This is a genomic window from Lacunisphaera limnophila (assembly GCF_001746835.1).
Taxonomy (GTDB): domain Bacteria; phylum Verrucomicrobiota; class Verrucomicrobiia; order Opitutales; family Opitutaceae; genus Lacunisphaera; species Lacunisphaera limnophila.
In genome coordinates this window covers 4,040,133-4,054,671 of the sequence record NZ_CP016094.1, presented here as the reverse complement: position 1 = coordinate 4,054,671, position 14,539 = coordinate 4,040,133, and the positions used below count along the sequence as shown (strand labels likewise).

Sequence of the window (14,539 nt, the reverse complement as noted above, 5' to 3'; positions counted from 1 at the left end):
CCCCGGGGCGCGGTCGGTGCCGGGCTTGGGCGCGACGGGTTTCCGACTGCGACTTAGCGCGGAGCTTTCGGCGGGTGACCTGGCCTTCGGCCCGGTGACCGCCGGCAAGCTCCGGTCTGCGTCCCCCGTTATCACCCAACGCTAACAGTCCGAAAACCTTTCCCTCCATGAATCCCTCTTCCTCCTCCTACGTTAGAATCTTCGACACCAGCCTCCGCGACGGCGAACAGGCGCCCGGTGCCTCCATGACCTCGGCCGAAAAGCTCGAGGTCGCCCGCGCCCTGGCCCGCCTCGGCGTGGACGTCATCGAGGCCGGCTTTCCCGCCGCCTCGCCCGACGATCTGGCCGCGGTCCAGACCATTGCCGCCGAAGTGGGGCAGGCCCCCGTCGCTGGCCGCCCGCAGGCCGAGCCGCCGATCATCTGCGGCCTCGCCCGCTGCACCAAGAACGACATCGATGCCGCCTGGCAGGGCGTCAAGGGCGCCAAGCACCCGCGTATCCACACCTTCCTCGCGACCAGCGACCTTCACCTGAAGCACAAGCTCAGGATGACCCGCGAGGAGATGACGGCCAAGGCGGTCGAGATGGTCAGCTACGCCCGCTCGCTCTGCGCCGACATCGAGTTCTCCCCCGAGGACGCCGGCCGCAGTGACCCCGAATTTCTCTACACCGTGCTGGAAGCCGTCATCAAGGCCGGCGCCACTACGCTCAATATCCCCGACACGGTCGGCTACACCATGCCGGACGAGTTCGGCGCGCTCATCGCGGGCATCATCAAGCACACCCCCGGCGCGAAGGACGTGATCATTTCCGTGCACTGCCACGATGACCTCGGCCTCGCCGTGGCGAACTCGGTCGCCGGCCTCCGCGCCGGCGCCCGCCAGGCGGAATGCACGATCAACGGCATCGGCGAGCGCGCGGGCAACGCGTCGCTCGAGGAGATCGTCATGGCTCTCCGCACCCGCGCCGACAAGATCGGCCTGCAGACCGGCATCGACGCCACGCAGCTCTGCCGCACCAGCAAGCTGGTCTCCCGCAGCACCAGCTACCCCGTGCCGCCCAACAAGTCCATCGTCGGCGCCAACGCCTTCGCCCACGAGTCCGGCATCCACCAGGACGGAATGATCAAGAACGCGCAGACCTACGAGATCATGCGGCCCGAGGACGTCGGCGCGACCCAGACCATGCTCGTCCTCGGCAAGCACTCCGGCCGCGCGGCGTTCTCCAAGCGCCTCGCCGAGCTCGGCTACCCGCTGGAGGGCGATGCCCTGCTCAAGGCGTTCAACGAATTCAAGAAGCTCGCCGACCGGAAGAAGGCCGTGCTCGACGCCGATCTCATCACGCTCGCCTCCGACGAGCGCGCCACCGTGCCCGAGCTCTGGGCCCTGGACACGCTCCAGGTGGTCTGCGGCACGACCGGCCTGCCCACGGCGACGGTCCGCCTGCGCGACCCGGACGGCGCGATCCATGTCAAGGCGAGCGTCGGCACCGGGCCGGTGGACGCCACTTACAAGGCGATCGACGCGATCGTGAAGCTGCCGGTCACGCTGCTCGAATTCGGCATCAACGGCGTCACCGAGGGCATCGACGCCCTCGCCGAGGCCAGCGTGCGCGTGCGCCATGACGAGCAGCGTTCCAGCCACGGCCACGGCGCCGACACCGACATCGTAGTGGCCAGCGCCAAGGCCTACGTCGCCGCGATCAACCATGTCCTCTCGCGCCAGGCCAGCGGCCGGGCGCAGCACCCGCAAAAGACCACCGGGACCCCGGAGGTCCACGCCTGACCCATGTCCGCCGCCACCCCCCGCTTCATCGAGATCTTTGACACCACGCTGCGCGATGGCGGTCAGACCGAGGGCATTTCCTACTCGGTCGACGACAAGCTGCGCATCGCGCGTAAGCTCGACGAGCTGGGCGTGGCGTTCATCGAGGGCGGCTGGCCGGGTTCCAACCCCAAGGACGCGCTCTTCTTCGAGCAGGCCCGCAAGGAGACCTGGAACCACGCCAAGATCGTGGCGTTCGGCGCTACCCGCCGCGCCAAGCTCAAGCCCGAGGACGACCCGAGCGTGCGCGCCCTGGTTGACGCCGGCACCGACGTCTGTGCCATCTTTGGCAAATCGTCCGTCCTGCAGGTGGAGGAGGTCCTCCGCACGACCCTGGACGAAAACCTGCGGATGATTGGGGAGACGGTCGCCTACCTCCGGTCCAAGGGGAAGCGGGTGATCTACGACGCCGAGCATTTCTTCGACGGTTTCGACCAGAATCCGACCTATGCCCTGCAATGCCTCGGCGAGGCCCACCAGGGTGGGGCGGAGACGCTCGTGTTGTGCGATACCAACGGCGGCCATCTGCCCTGGGAGGTCGCGGCCACGGTGCAGGCCGTGCAAAAGCATTTCGGCCCGGCGGTGCGCGTGGGCATCCACCTGCACGATGACTCCGGTTGCGGCGTGGCCAACAGCGTCGCGGCGATCCATGCCGGCGCGGTGCACGTGCAGGGCACGATCAACGGCTACGGCGAGCGCTGCGGTAACGCGAACCTCTGCGTGGTGATCCCCAATATCGAGCTGAAGCTCAAGCTGCGCGCGCTGCCCGAGGGACACCTGGTGCGTCTGCACGAAGTCGCCCGCTTTGTCGCCGAGGTGGCGAACTTCGCGCCCAACGACCAGATGGCCTATGTCGGCGAGAGCGCCTTTGCCCACAAGGCCGGCGTGCATGTGTCCGCGATGCAGCGGCACCCCGACGCCTACCAGCACATCGACCCCAAGCGGGTCGGTAACGAGATGCGCGTGGTGGTGAGCGAACTTTCCGGTCGCGCCAACATCGTCGAGAAAGCGGCGCAGCTGGGTCTGACGAACCTTGACCAGCAGCTCGGCGCCCGGGTGGTCGAGGTCATCAAGGCGAAGGAGCACGAGGGTTTCTCCTTCGAGGCGGCCGAGGCCAGCGTGGCCCTGCTGGTGCGCCGGCTGTCGCCGGATCACCGGCCCCTGTTCACGCTGCACGATTATCGCGGCATGGTGAACCGCCACGGCGACCGGCAGGTGGCCGAGGCCACGATCAAGCTGACCGTGCAGGGGCACGAGGTGCACACCGCGGCCGAGGGCAACGGCCCCGTCAACGCCTTCGACACCGCGCTGCGCAAGGCGCTGCAACCCACGTTCCCCCAGGTCGCCCAGATCCAGCTGGCCGACTACAAGGTCCGCATCCTGAACGGCAACAGCGGCACCGGCGCCATCACGCGCGTGCTGATCGACTGGCACGACGGCAGCGAGCGCCGCTGGAGCACGGTTGGCGCCGGCACCAACATCCTCGACGCCACCTGGCTGGCGTTGGCGGACGGCTACGAGTACGCCCTGACGGCGGCCCAGCCGGCGGAAGCCAAGGAATCTAAAGCATGAACGCAAAAATCGTCCTGTTGCCCGGTGACGGCATCGGTCCTGAAGTTGTCGCAGAAGCCCGCCGCGTGCTTGATGCCGTGGCGGCCCTTTTCGGCCATCATTTTGAATATGCCGAGCACCTGCTGGGCGGTTGCGCCATCGACGCGACCGGCTCCGCCATGCCCGAGGCCACCCTCGAGGCCTGCCGCGGGCCCAGGCCGTGCTCCTCGGCGCCGTCGGCGGCCCGAAGTGGGACGATCCCCAGGCCAAGACCCGTCCGGAGCAGGGCCTGCTGGCCATCCGCAAGGGGCTCGGCCTCTACGCGAACCTCCGTCCGGTGAAGGCCATCCCGTCCCTCGCCCGGCTTTCCCCGCTCAAGCCCGAGCGCGTGGCCGGCGTCGACTTCATCGTCATCCGTGAACTGACCGGCGGCCTGTATTTCGGCCAGCCGAAGGGCCGCAGCGCCACGCCCGAGGGCGGGGAACAGGCGGTGGACACGCTCATCTACACCGACGTCGAGATCCGCCGCATCGTGCGCCTGGCCTTCCAGCTCGCCCGCGGCCGCCGCAAGCTCGTCACGTCGATCGACAAGGCCAACGTCCTCGAGTCCTCCCGCCTCTGGCGCAAGATCGCCATCGAGGTCGGGAAGGAATTCCCCGACGTGAAGCTTGAGCACCAGCTGGTGGACTCGGCCGCCATGCGCCTGATCACGCACGCCGCCCAGTTCGACGTGATCGTGACCGAAAACATGTTCGGCGACATTCTCACCGATGAGGCGGCCGTGCTGGCCGGCTCGCTCGGCCTGCTGCCCAGCGCCTCGCTGGGCGAGGGGAAGCTCGGCCTCTACGAACCCATCCATGGCTCGGCCCCCGACATCGCGGGCAAGGGCATTGCCAATCCCACCGGGACCATCCTTTCGGCCGCCATGTTGCTGCGCCACTCGCTCGGTCTGGAGGCCGAGGCGCGAGCTATCGAGGCGGCCGTCAGCGCCGCCCTTGATGAAGGCTGCCACACCGGCGACCTCGGTGCGGCGAAACCGATCACGACCACCCAGATGGGCGATGCAGTCCGCGCACGCCTCAAGCGTTAAGGCCAAAACGGCCACCTAATTCTCTCCTCCATGTCTCTCTCCCAATCCCAGCCGACCCTCGACACGACCCGCTTCATTGCGCGTCACGTGGCCGGCCTGCGCCGCTCCGGCATCCGCGATTTCTTTGAACTGGTCGCGAAGACCGACGGCGTAATCTCACTCGGCATCGGCGAACCCGATTTCGACACCCCGCAGCCCATCCGCGACGCCGTGAAAACGGCGATGGACACGGGCAAGACCCATTACACCTCGAACCTGGGCCTGCCCGAGCTCCGCAAGGAGATCTGCCGCTACGCCGAGAGCCACTTCAAGACCAGCTATCGTCCCGACGACGAGGTGCTGGTGACCGTCGGCGTCTCCGAAGGCCTGGACCTAGCCCTGCGCTCGCTCCTTAACCCCGGCGACAAGGTGATGTACCACCAGCCCTGTTATGTCTCCTACGCGCCCTCCGTGGACCTGGTGCACGCCGTCGGCGTGCCGGTGGCCACCAGCGCTGCCGAGCAATTCTCCCTCGACGCCCCGGCCCTGCAGGCCGCGTGGCAGCCGGGGTGCAAGCTGCTCCTCCTGAACCTGCCCTGCAACCCGACGGGCGGCGTCTGCTCGCGGGAGCAGCTCGAGCGCATCGCGCGGTTCGCGATCGAGAAGGACATGATCGTGATCAGCGACGAGATCTACTCGGAGCTGATCTTCGAGGGCACGCACACGAGCATCGCCAGCCTGCCGGGCATGCGCGAGCGCACGCTCCTGCTGCACGGCTTCTCCAAGGCCTTCGCCATGACCGGTTTCCGTCTCGGCTATGCCTGCGGGCCGGCCCCGTTGATCGAGGCCATGATGAAGGTGCACCAGTATTCGATGCTGTGCGCCCCGAGCATCAGCCAGGAGGGTGCCCTGGCGGCGCTGCGCCTGGGGGATGACGCCACGAAGTTCATGCGCGATCGCTATCGCGAGCGCCGGGACCTCTTTGTGCGCCGCATCAACGCGGCCGGCCTGGTCTGTCACTTGCCGCGCGGTTCGTTCTACGCCTTCCCGTCGATCGCCTCGACCGGTTTGGACGAGGGCGAGTTCGCCCGCCGCCTGCTCACGGAGCACAAGGTGGCGGTGGTGCCTGGTACGGCCTTTGGCGACGCCGGCAAGGGCCACGTGCGGGCCTGTTTCACGGCCAACGAGCAGAAGCTGAACCTGGCCTGCGACCAGATCGAGAAGCTGCTGGCCTCGCTGGGGAGCCGGTCCAAGGCCTGATGGGCCAACGCCCCCTCACTGAAGGGGGCGTTTCGGCCTGTTTCCTGTAGGGCGGGGTCTCCGAACCCCGCCTCTGAGGCGTTATGGTGTTCGGGCCGCGGCGGTGGCTCGGACCAAGAAAAAGCCCGTCCCGCGTGAGCGGGACGGGCTTGGTTTTAAGCAGGATCAGACGTTGATTAGAACGCGACCGTCAGGCCGGCGTTGAACCAGACGTGGTTGTCCTCGACGCCGCTGAGGTCGTGCGAGGCCCAGTTGACGCCGCCCGTGAGGGTGGTGTTGTCCGTCAGCTTGTACGGGAACTGGGCGCCGACGCCGTAGTAGGTGTAGCCGCTGCCCGCATCCGGGTTGGCGTTGCCGAGGGAGGCCGAGATGTTCATCGAGACCTTGTCGTCGATCGGGATGGAGTAACCGAGGTTACCCTGGACCGTGAAGACCTCGAGGTCGAAGTCCTGGTAGAGGTACAGGCCGAGGTTCACGCCGCCGACGCTGCCGTTCACGCCCGCGTAGGCTTCGAACGTGGTCTTATCGACGCCCGCGCCATCCAGGCCCGGGTAGTGATAGATCGTGGCGCCCACGTCGAGGGCCAGGCCCTCGGAGAGCTTGAAGCCGTAGCCGGCGTAGTAATCGACTTCGGCCTCGTAGCCCTTGTCGAGGGGCAGGCTGCTCCAGACGCCGGCGTAGAAGTCACCGGTGGTGAACTTCACGGACGGCTGCACGACGTCCTCGGCATACTCGATGCCGCGGAAGACGTACTTGGACGCGTAGGGGAAGTCCACGGTGACGGAATAGGACGCGGGAGCGGCCTCGTCGGCGGAGAGCGAAGCGCCCGCGAGGAGCGCTGCGAGAATAAGGGAGGTTTTCTTCATGATGTAGGTTTGTTGGTTCTTAACAGGTCGGGCGTGCTGACACCGACTTTGCAGACAGGTGCCATCACACGCGGCTTATGAGTCAGAAAGCAGGGTGCACGCCAAACCATGAATATAAATACTGTGCCATAAGGCGGGACCTATCGTGGGCATAGGATTTGCCTTGGCCGGGCCCGCCCAAAACAAAACCCCGCCACCCTTGCGGGCCGGCGGGGTCTGGATTTGCAGGTGTGTGACTGACAGATTCTTACAGAGCAGAATCGCCGCGCTCGTCGGTGCGGATCCGGAGCACGTCTTCCAGGGGAATCACGAAGATTTTGCCGTCACCGATCTTGCCGGTTTTGGCGCCCTTGGAGATGGCTTCGACGACCTTAGCCACTTGTTCAGAGGCCACGGCGACCTCGATTTTCACCTTGGGCAGGAAGTCCACGGTGTATTCGCTGCCGCGGTAGATCTCGGTGTGGCCCTTCTGGCGGCCGAACCCCTTGACCTCGGAGACCGTCATGCCCTCGATGCCCACTTGGGAGAGGGCTTCCTTCACTTCGTCGAGCTTGAACGGCTTGATGATGGCGATGATGAGTTTCATGTAATTGAGAAGTTGAGGTTAGAGGATGTAGCCTTCCTCGCTGTGATCGGTGATGTCCAGACCCTGCTGTTCGGCTTCGGGCGTGGGGCGCAGGCCGATGATGGCCTTGACGATGTAGGCGAGGATGATGGTCCCGACGATGGAGAGCACGAGCGTGATGCCGATGGCCTTGAGCTGCGCGACCCAGAGGCCGCCATCCTTGATCAGGGTGGCCAGGCCGTTTTTCTCGGCGTAACCGGCGCTGATCAGGTTGGAATTCACATCCGCCGTGGCGAGAAGGCCGGTCACCAAGGCACCCAGGGTGCCGCCCACGGCATGGACGCCGAAGGTATCCAGGGCATCGTCATACTTGAAGATGGCCTTGAGCTTGGTGCAGGCGAGGAACGGAACGACACCGGCAAGCACGCCGATGATGACCGAACCGGTGGCATCCACGAAGCCCGCGGCAGGCGTGATGACGACCAAGCCAGCCACGATACCGGAGCAGAAGCCCAGGACCGAGGCGTGCCCGCGGGTGATCTTTTCGATCAGGCCCCAGACGAAACCGGCGACCGCGGCGGCGAGCGTCGTGGTCATGAAGGCGTTGGCGGCCACGCCATCGGCGGCGAGGGCGGAGCCGGCGTTGAAGCCGTACCAGCCGACATAAAGCATGCCCGTACCAACCATGCAGAGCACGAGGGAGTGCGGGGGCATCTTTTCCTTCCCGAAGCCCACGCGGGGTCCGAGGATGAGGCAGAGCACCAAGGCGGACCAGCCCGAGCTCATGTGCACCACGGTACCACCGGCAAAATCGATGGCCGGGATCGCGGCATCAGCGTTCCACACACCGTTCATCAGACCGGTGGCGCCCCAGATCATGTGGGCGAGGGGGAAGTAGACGACAATCATCCAGAGCGCCACAAAGACGATGACGGCCGTGAACTTCATGCGTTCGGCGATCGCACCCACGATGAGCGCGGGCGTGATGATCGCAAACATCAGCTGGTACATCGCAAAGACGTTCTGCGAGATCCAGTACGCGTAGTTCGTGTTGGGCGCCGAGGTCACGCCCTTCAGGAAGAGGAATTCGGTGCCGCCAATGAAGGGGCTGCTGAAGCTGGTGCCGAAGACCAGGCTGTAACCAAAGGCCCACCACATCAGCGTGACCAAGCCGGTGATGCCAAGACATTGGGCCAGGACCGAGAGAACGTTTTTCTTGCGCACCAAACCGCCGTAAAACAGCGCCAAGCCTGGGAGGGTCATGAAGAGCACCAGCGCCGCGCAGATCATCATGAAACCGTTGTGACCAGGACCGGCCACACCGGCGAGACCCGCACCGGGATCGGTGTTGTTTACGTAAGCCGCAAAGGCGCCGTCAACGGCCGGCGGAGGGGTTTCGGCCGGGGCGGCGTCCTGGGCCATGACAGGGCTGAAGGCCCCGGTCAGAGCCAAGCCGCAGACCAACCCGAACAGTAAGCGCAATGGCTTAGATATTTTACTCATAATGGTGCGATGGTTAGGTTCAGTGTGTTGGAACGAGAAACGGCTACATGGCAGCGTCGAGACACCGGCAAGGCCGTCATCGATTTAGCACAGTGTGTGCCAAGCGGACGCGGGCAGGGGTTATGACACTAGCGTGGCGGACCTCGGCGGTCGTCTGTCCGGGCCGGCGAATCCGCCGTGCTCGTCGTTCTCATCCGCTGGCATGGCGACAGGCGGAGAGACCTGTTCCGGTCTGCCAGTCGGCCCGGCAACAAGGCACGAGCGGGGGCAGAAGAGCAGGCCCGCGAGGTGCGCTCGGGTTTCGCGGGTCTTGGTCAACCGCGGCGGCGGGCGAAAAAAAGCCGCACCGGTGAGGGTGCGGCTGAAAGGTCGGGAAGCCTTATTTGGTCGGCAGGGGCGGGGGCGGCGGGGGGAGGGCGACCGAGGTGGTGGCCATCTTCTTGCCCGTCATCTCGATCATGCGCTGGATCTCGATTTCCGAGTTACGGCGGTTGATCTTCGCCAGCTCAACTTCCTTGGCGAGGTCGAAGGTCTCGCGGTTGAGCTTCTCCTTGTTGGAGCGGGCGTCGGAGATCGCGATTTCGAGGGCGCCGACTTCCTTGGCGAGCTTGTCGGCCTGGGCGCTGTAATCGGTGGCCTCGGTGCGCAGCTGGGTCATGACGGCCAGGTAGTCAGCCTCTTTCTTGGCTTCCTTGGCGGCGTCGACGGCGTCGCGCTCCTGCTGGCGGCGCTCGGCATCTTCGTTGGCCTTGCGCTCAATTTCCGCCTTGCGGGCGGCTTCCTCGGTGTCAGCGAGGGCCTTGGCGGCGGCGACAGCCTTGGCCTTGGCCTCCATCTCCTTGACGGCGCCAAGGTAGAAGAAAAGGAATATGGCCAGCAGGATGCCGGGAACGAGGAGATAGGTGACGAGAGTCTTCTTCATGTTGGGAGAAATTGGGCGTTAGGAGCTTTTGCGGGCGGCGGCGGCGGCAGCGGCGGCGGCATCGGCCCGCGCCTTCTCGGCCTGGGCGATCTTGTCGAGCAGCTCGTAGTAGTATTTCACGTTGGCCTCGGCCTGCTTGACGTAATTCTTCAGGAAGGCCTGCTCGTCGACGAAGGTCTTCTTGGCGGCCTCGACCTTCTTCACCTCTTCCTGCACTTCCAGGAGGTCCTTCTCGAGGCGGCGCTTCTGGTCGGCCAGGCGGTTGCGGTCGCTGAAGGCGCGCTCGCGCTTGTCCTCGGCGGTCTGGCGGTCGACGCGCTTCTGCTCATCGAGGCGTTCCTTCGCCTCGCGCTCGAGCTTGCGCTTGGCCTGGGCCTGCACCGCGGCCTGGATGGCCTTCTCGCGGTTCACGACCTCCAGGCGGGCCTTTTCCTTCTTCTCCTCTTCGACCTTGGCCTTGGCCGTGGCGATCTTGGCCTCGTAGCCCTTGGAGAAGCTCACGTAGAATCCGCTGAAGACCGCGAGCAGGATGATCGGGACGATAATGTAGACTTTGTTCATGTTCTGAGAATGTCAGTTAAAGGGGATTGGGGTGTCAGGTATTGTTCTTCTTGGCCTCGCGATCTTTCATAACTTCCTCCAGCGCCTTGACCATGGCCGCGCCATCCTTGGCCCCTTCCGGGTACTCGGTGGCCTTGCGGGCGGCGTCGAGGGCGACGTCATACTTCTGCAGGCTGTAGGCGGTATAGGCGAGGGAGAGGTAGGCTTGGTAGGGGCGGGTGAGGTTGCCCTTGCTGATGGCGGCCTGGATGTGCGTCATGGCCTCGGCGGGCTTCTCAATCGCCGTGTAGCTCTGCGCGATGAGGAACTCGAGCTGGCCGGACGACGGGAAGGCCTTCGCGCCCTGCTTGAGGGCTTCGATGCCCTTGATCGGGCGCTGCAGCTGCTGGTAGGAGAGGGCCAGGAGTTCCCAGTTCTTGGGATCGTTCTCGATGCGGCCGCTCTGCAGGGCGCTCTCGAGCAGCTCCGCGGCCTTCTCGTACTGGCCGATGTTGAAGTAGATGCCGATCAGGTTGAAGTGATCCTTCGGCTGGTTCATGAAGCCGTGGGACTGCGCGCGCTCAATGGTGACGACGGCCCGGAGCTCCTGGGCGATGTTCAGGTAGATGGCGGCGAGCTGCTGCCAGTAGTTGGCGTTGTCCGGCTTCTGCTTGAGCAGGAGCTCGAGCAGCTCGGCGGCCTCGGCGTTGCGGTCGAGTTGCTGCAGGCAAACGAGCTTCAGCACATAGAAGGTGTCGCGCGGGCGCGTGGTGAGGTGCAGGCCGATGTCGATTTGCTCGATGGAGCGCTTGACCAGGGCGAGGTCGGGCTTGTCCGGGTTGAGCAGGGCGCGGCTGATGAGCAGCTGGGCGTAGAGGAGCTGGGCGTCGGCGTTTGTCTCGGGCGTGATCTTGATCCAGCTCTCCATCGCCTTGGTCGCCTTGTCCATCTGGGAGGCGGCCAGGGTGGTGTTCTTCGTCTGGTTGGCTTCCTGGAAGTAAAGCTGGACGAGGTAGTAGTAGAGTTCGCGGGTGATGCGCTCGTCGAAATAGGTCGGAGTCTTCGCCTCGGAGAGCTGGAGGCTGCGCTCCATGGGCTCGATGGCCTTGGCGTATTCACCGGTCTGGAGGAAGATCTGCAGGCGGTACTGGTGGATCAGCGCGGCGTCGTAACTGTCGGCCGGCACCTTGGTCATGAGGCCGTTGAGCACGGCCTGGGCCTCGGCATAGTTCTTGGCGTCCATCGCCGTCTTGTACTTGATCAGGCCCTCGGCCGTTTCATCGGTGGGGCTGTAGCTGCGCTCCACCGGTTGGGCGGGAAGCACGACCGCCAGCAGGAGCATGGCGGCGAGGAGACGGAGGCGGGGGAAGGGGAGGGACAAAGACATGGCGGAGTTACTCGGTCGCGTTGAACTCGAGGAGTTGGGAGGCGCGGACGTTCACGACGCGGCCGCCCTTGCGGCCGGGTTTGAACTTCCATTTCGTCACCGCCTGGATGGCAGGCATCTCGAATTCGCGGTGGGAGGAGCGCACGACGTTCGTCTGGATGACGTCACCCTCGGTGTTGATGATGAACTCGATCACGACCGTGCCGTTGATGCCGGCGCGGCGCATATCGTAGGGATAGGTCGGGGCCTGGCGCACCCGGGCGACGGGCTGCTGGTCGAGGTCACCGATGTTGAAGAGATTGCTGATGCCCTTGCCGAAGCCGGCGCCGGGCTTGGTCACCGGGATATTGATGGCGCCCTTGTTGGCCTGGAAGCCGGGGGGCGGGGGCGGGGCGATGGGCTGGGTGAAGGCATCGACCGGGACGATGGAGGGCATGTCCACCAGGCTCGGCGGGGCCATGATGTTCTCGACCGGGGTGTCCTCGGTCAGCTCCTCAACCTTCTCCTCCACCTCTTCATCGAGGGGGGGCATTTCAAACTGGACGAGGCTCTCCTCCTCCTTCGGGGGCGGCGGCGGCGGCGCGGCCTTGCGATTGAAGGCCCCGAGGATGATGCCGTGCATGGCAAGGGAAACGATGATGCCGATGATGAGATCTCTGTTCATGGGCTTATTTGCCGGTGGCGCGGGTGCGGGTTTCGACCGAGAACTTGACGATGCCAGCCTTGCGGACCTCGTCGAGGACGCCGACGGTCAGTCCAAAGCGGGCCTTTTCGTCGCCGGAGATCATGATGCGGGGATCTTCGCTCTGGGTCTTGAAGAAGGCGAGACGGGAGGGCACCTCGGCCATGTCGATGAGTTCCTTGTTCCAGAAGATGGCGCCGTCGCCCGAGACCTGGATGCTCACGTTGTCGTTGGGATTCGGCAGCTCTTTGGGCTTGTCCTGGGACGCCACCGGCAGGTCCACCGGGAGGGACTGGATGCGGTTGAGCGAGAGCGTGAAGAGAACGAAGGTGGCCAGCAGAAAGAACACGACGTCAATGAGGGGGATGATCTCAATGCGCGCTTTCTTGCGGACCGGAATTTTGATTTTGGTGCCTTCCATGATGGAGACTGCTGACGGTGTTACGCGCCGGAGGCGGGGTTATTAGAGGGGCGGCTTACTTTGTCCGGGTCTCGATAAAGACCTTGGTGAAGCCGGCCTTGCGGGCCTCGTCGAAGACGTAGATGGCTTGGGCAAAAAAAGCGCGCTCATCACCGTTGATGAGAATGCGACCATCAGGGTTGTCGCGACGGAACTGCTGCAGGCGCTGGAGGAACTCGTCGAGGGTGATGAGATCCTTGTTCCAGGCGAGGGCACCTTCGTCGGTGACGCTGATGGTTACCGTGCCGGCCGTGTCGCGGATGACACTGGTTTCAACCGCGGGCAGCAGGACGGTGACACCGTCGGTCTTGTTGAGCGACAGGGTAAAGAGAACAAAGGTGGCGAGCAGGAAGAAGACGACGTCAATGAGAGGGATGATCTCAATACGTGCTCTTTTGACGCCACCCGGGCCGGATCCGCCGCCACCGTGCATACAGTTAAGGTGTAGAGGTTAACAGTCTTGGGAGTGACGTCCGCTTAGCGGGCGTTGGCACTCTCAGACTTGTTGATGATGATCTCGAGGGAGTTGGAAGCGTCTTCGACTTCGTGGCGGGCTTCCTCAAGACGGGCGTTCAGGTAATTGAAGGGGAGCAGGCCGGTGATGGCGATGGCGAGACCCATGGCGGTGGCGATGAGCGCCTCGCCGATACCACCCATGATCGCGCTGGCGCCCGTGGCGACGTCACCGCTGGCACCGAGGGCGCCGAAGGTCGCCATCATGCCGGTCACGGTACCGAGCAGGCCGAGGAGGGGGGCGGCGGTGATGCAGGTGTCGAGGGTCGGGAGACCCTGGCTGAAGCGCTGCATTTCCTGGTTGGCGGCGCGGGTGAAGGCGTTGCCGAGGGAGTGTTCCTTGTGGGTGAGGGCGTAGACCAGGATGCGGGCCACGAAGTCCTGGCTCTTCTTGCCCATCTCGACGGCGCCGCTGACGTCACCGGACTCGACGCGCTCGAGCATCTTGTCGACCAAGGGCGTGTCCCGGCGGCCATTCTCGCGGAAGATGAAGATCACGCGCTCCACGGCGACAGTGATCAGGAGGAAGGAGACCAGCAGGATGGGCCACATGATGGGGCCGCCATGCTTGAACAACTCCATCGGAGTCTGGTTCATCAGGAACGCGAGAGGCATTTGTGCAGAGATCATAGTGCGAGTGTGAGGTTGTGACTTGTCGGGGATTTTCGATTTTTTCCTGGCGGAAAGGGGAGTGGCAGGGGCGTGGAGGGTAACACCATGCTACATTTTATTACTTCATGTGCAAAAAACGTCTGAACTCAAATGTTGCTGGTAATCACTTTGCACTGTCAATGCGGTTTCTGTGCCACGCACGGAAACATCTGCGGCCATTAAAAGAAGTCATGGCGCGGAGTAGTAGCTCCGGAAAAAGTGGCTGCCCGACTAGGAGTCGAACCTAGACAGAACGAGTCAGAGTCGTTCGTGCTACCATTACACCATCGGGCAGTGAAAAAAAGATCGTGCGCGGAATAATTGCGCGGGTCGGCCGTGAAGCGGGGCGCGGGCTCGGTGCTGGCGGGATGCGCTGGCGCTATGTGGAATCCCCGATGGGACTCGGCCAGAAAATGGAGCCGGCGATGGGATTCGAACCCGCAACCGCCTGTTTACAAAACAGGTGCTCTACCATTGAGCTACGCCGGCGAGGTGCGACCGGCACGATATGTCAGGGGATTTGGCAAACAACCCGAAATTTGGTGGCTCCCCGGGGACTCGAACCCCGAACCAATTGATTAAGAGTCAACTGCTCTACCATTGAGCTAGGAAGCCGGCAAAAAAGGAGAGGCCAAAGTTAATATCGGCAGGTGCATGTCAACCCCTTTCCCGAACGGATTTAATTGAAATTCACCGTTCTGCTTTTCCCGATGAGAAATCCTCGTCCGCCGGTGAGGGTTGCGCGGG

13 protein-coding genes, 3 tRNA genes and 1 pseudogene are annotated in these 14,539 nt (G+C 64.2%); 4 read left to right on the top strand and 13 right to left on the bottom strand.

The window, feature by feature from the left end; translation table 11 throughout:
* Positions 1 to 167 precede the first annotated feature (167 nt).
* The 4 genes and pseudogenes from Verru16B_RS17055 (at position 168) to Verru16B_RS17040 (ending at position 5,703) form a co-directional block, all read left to right on the top strand.
* A complete protein-coding gene (locus Verru16B_RS17055) occupies positions 168 to 1,784 on the top strand; it encodes a 2-isopropylmalate synthase (RefSeq protein ID WP_069963413.1) in 1,617 nt (538 codons plus the stop codon).
* Positions 1,785 to 1,787: 3 nt separating this feature from the next.
* Positions 1,788 to 3,395: a citramalate synthase gene (gene cimA / locus Verru16B_RS17050; protein ID WP_069963412.1), complete on the top strand. Its 1,608-nt coding sequence runs from the start codon at positions 1,788 to 1,790 to the stop codon at positions 3,393 to 3,395.
* Positions 3,392 to 4,464 (top strand): annotated as a pseudogene (gene leuB, locus Verru16B_RS17045) (3-isopropylmalate dehydrogenase). The gene cimA and the pseudogene leuB overlap by 4 nt, the downstream one beginning before the upstream one ends.
* A gap of 30 nt (positions 4,465 to 4,494) precedes the next feature.
* The gene (locus Verru16B_RS17040; protein WP_069963411.1) at positions 4,495 to 5,703 is read left to right on the top strand and encodes a pyridoxal phosphate-dependent aminotransferase; all 1,209 of its coding nucleotides are present in this window, start codon (positions 4,495 to 4,497) and stop codon (positions 5,701 to 5,703) included.
* Positions 5,704 to 5,879: 176 nt separating this feature from the next.
* Here Verru16B_RS17040 and Verru16B_RS17035 read toward each other — a convergent pair whose 3' ends face one another.
* From Verru16B_RS17035 to Verru16B_RS16975, 13 genes are all read right to left on the bottom strand, one after another.
* The gene (locus Verru16B_RS17035; protein ID WP_069963410.1) at positions 5,880 to 6,569 is read right to left on the bottom strand and encodes a TorF family putative porin; all 690 of its coding nucleotides are present in this window, start codon (positions 6,567 to 6,569) and stop codon (positions 5,880 to 5,882) included.
* A gap of 247 nt (positions 6,570 to 6,816) precedes the next feature.
* Positions 6,817 to 7,155, bottom strand: coding sequence for a P-II family nitrogen regulator (locus Verru16B_RS17030; protein ID WP_069963409.1), 339 nt, complete (start codon positions 7,153 to 7,155; stop codon positions 6,817 to 6,819).
* A gap of 18 nt (positions 7,156 to 7,173) precedes the next feature.
* Positions 7,174 to 8,637 carry an ammonium transporter gene (locus tag Verru16B_RS17025; RefSeq protein ID WP_069963408.1) on the bottom strand — a complete coding sequence of 488 codons (1,464 nt, stop codon included), beginning with the start codon at positions 8,635 to 8,637 and terminating at the stop codon, positions 7,174 to 7,176.
* A 379-nt stretch (positions 8,638 to 9,016) separates the two neighbouring features.
* Positions 9,017 to 9,559 (bottom strand): hypothetical protein, encoded by a 543-nt coding sequence (locus Verru16B_RS17020; protein ID WP_069963407.1) that lies wholly within the window; start codon positions 9,557 to 9,559, stop codon positions 9,017 to 9,019.
* 18 nt (positions 9,560 to 9,577) lie between these two features.
* Positions 9,578 to 10,120, bottom strand: coding sequence for a hypothetical protein (locus Verru16B_RS17015; protein ID WP_069963406.1), 543 nt, complete (start codon positions 10,118 to 10,120; stop codon positions 9,578 to 9,580).
* A 34-nt stretch (positions 10,121 to 10,154) separates the two neighbouring features.
* Positions 10,155 to 11,486, bottom strand: coding sequence for a tetratricopeptide repeat protein (locus Verru16B_RS17010; RefSeq protein ID WP_069963405.1), 1,332 nt, complete (start codon positions 11,484 to 11,486; stop codon positions 10,155 to 10,157).
* Between the two features lie 7 nt (positions 11,487 to 11,493).
* Entirely contained in the window at positions 11,494 to 12,150 is a 657-nt protein-coding gene (locus Verru16B_RS17005; RefSeq protein ID WP_069963404.1) for an energy transducer TonB, read from the bottom strand.
* 4 nt (positions 12,151 to 12,154) lie between these two features.
* Positions 12,155 to 12,589 carry an ExbD/TolR family protein gene (locus Verru16B_RS17000; RefSeq protein WP_069963403.1) on the bottom strand — a complete coding sequence of 145 codons (435 nt, stop codon included), beginning with the start codon at positions 12,587 to 12,589 and terminating at the stop codon, positions 12,155 to 12,157.
* 55 nt (positions 12,590 to 12,644) lie between these two features.
* Positions 12,645 to 13,061 carry an ExbD/TolR family protein gene (locus tag Verru16B_RS16995; protein ID WP_069963402.1) on the bottom strand — a complete coding sequence of 139 codons (417 nt, stop codon included), beginning with the start codon at positions 13,059 to 13,061 and terminating at the stop codon, positions 12,645 to 12,647.
* A gap of 44 nt (positions 13,062 to 13,105) precedes the next feature.
* Positions 13,106 to 13,756: a MotA/TolQ/ExbB proton channel family protein gene (locus Verru16B_RS16990; RefSeq protein ID WP_237023444.1), complete on the bottom strand. Its 651-nt coding sequence runs from the start codon at positions 13,754 to 13,756 to the stop codon at positions 13,106 to 13,108.
* Between the two features lie 256 nt (positions 13,757 to 14,012).
* Positions 14,013 to 14,086: transfer RNA gene (locus Verru16B_RS16985), tRNA-Gln, on the bottom strand.
* Between the two features lie 120 nt (positions 14,087 to 14,206).
* A tRNA-Thr gene (locus Verru16B_RS16980) sits at positions 14,207 to 14,281 on the bottom strand.
* A gap of 51 nt (positions 14,282 to 14,332) precedes the next feature.
* A tRNA-Lys gene (locus Verru16B_RS16975) sits at positions 14,333 to 14,407 on the bottom strand.
* Between the last annotated feature and the right edge of the window lie 132 nt (positions 14,408 to 14,539).

What these genes read in the sequence shown, in the direction of transcription:
- Verru16B_RS16990 (WP_237023444.1), bottom strand. Translation starts at nt 13,756, where the DNA reads ATGCCTCTCGCGTTCCTGATGAACCAGACTCCGATGGAGTTGTTCAAG.
- Verru16B_RS17040 (WP_069963411.1), top strand. Translation starts at nt 4,495, where the DNA reads ATGTCTCTCTCCCAATCCCAGCCGACCCTCGACACGACCCGCTTCATT.
- Verru16B_RS17030 (WP_069963409.1), bottom strand. Translation starts at nt 7,155, where the DNA reads ATGAAACTCATCATCGCCATCATCAAGCCGTTCAAGCTCGACGAAGTG.
- Verru16B_RS17005 (WP_069963404.1), bottom strand. Translation starts at nt 12,150, where the DNA reads ATGAACAGAGATCTCATCATCGGCATCATCGTTTCCCTTGCCATGCAC.
- Verru16B_RS17020 (WP_069963407.1), bottom strand. Translation starts at nt 9,559, where the DNA reads ATGAAGAAGACTCTCGTCACCTATCTCCTCGTTCCCGGCATCCTGCTG.
- Verru16B_RS17015 (WP_069963406.1), bottom strand. Translation starts at nt 10,120, where the DNA reads ATGAACAAAGTCTACATTATCGTCCCGATCATCCTGCTCGCGGTCTTC.
- cimA (WP_069963412.1), top strand. Translation starts at nt 1,788, where the DNA reads ATGTCCGCCGCCACCCCCCGCTTCATCGAGATCTTTGACACCACGCTG.
- Verru16B_RS16995 (WP_069963402.1), bottom strand. Translation starts at nt 13,061, where the DNA reads ATGCACGGTGGCGGCGGATCCGGCCCGGGTGGCGTCAAAAGAGCACGT.
- Verru16B_RS17025 (WP_069963408.1), bottom strand. Translation starts at nt 8,637, where the DNA reads ATGAGTAAAATATCTAAGCCATTGCGCTTACTGTTCGGGTTGGTCTGC.
- Verru16B_RS17010 (WP_069963405.1), bottom strand. Translation starts at nt 11,486, where the DNA reads ATGTCTTTGTCCCTCCCCTTCCCCCGCCTCCGTCTCCTCGCCGCCATG.
- Verru16B_RS17055 (WP_069963413.1), top strand. Translation starts at nt 168, where the DNA reads ATGAATCCCTCTTCCTCCTCCTACGTTAGAATCTTCGACACCAGCCTC.
- Verru16B_RS17035 (WP_069963410.1), bottom strand. Translation starts at nt 6,569, where the DNA reads ATGAAGAAAACCTCCCTTATTCTCGCAGCGCTCCTCGCGGGCGCTTCG.
- Verru16B_RS17000 (WP_069963403.1), bottom strand. Translation starts at nt 12,589, where the DNA reads ATGGAAGGCACCAAAATCAAAATTCCGGTCCGCAAGAAAGCGCGCATT.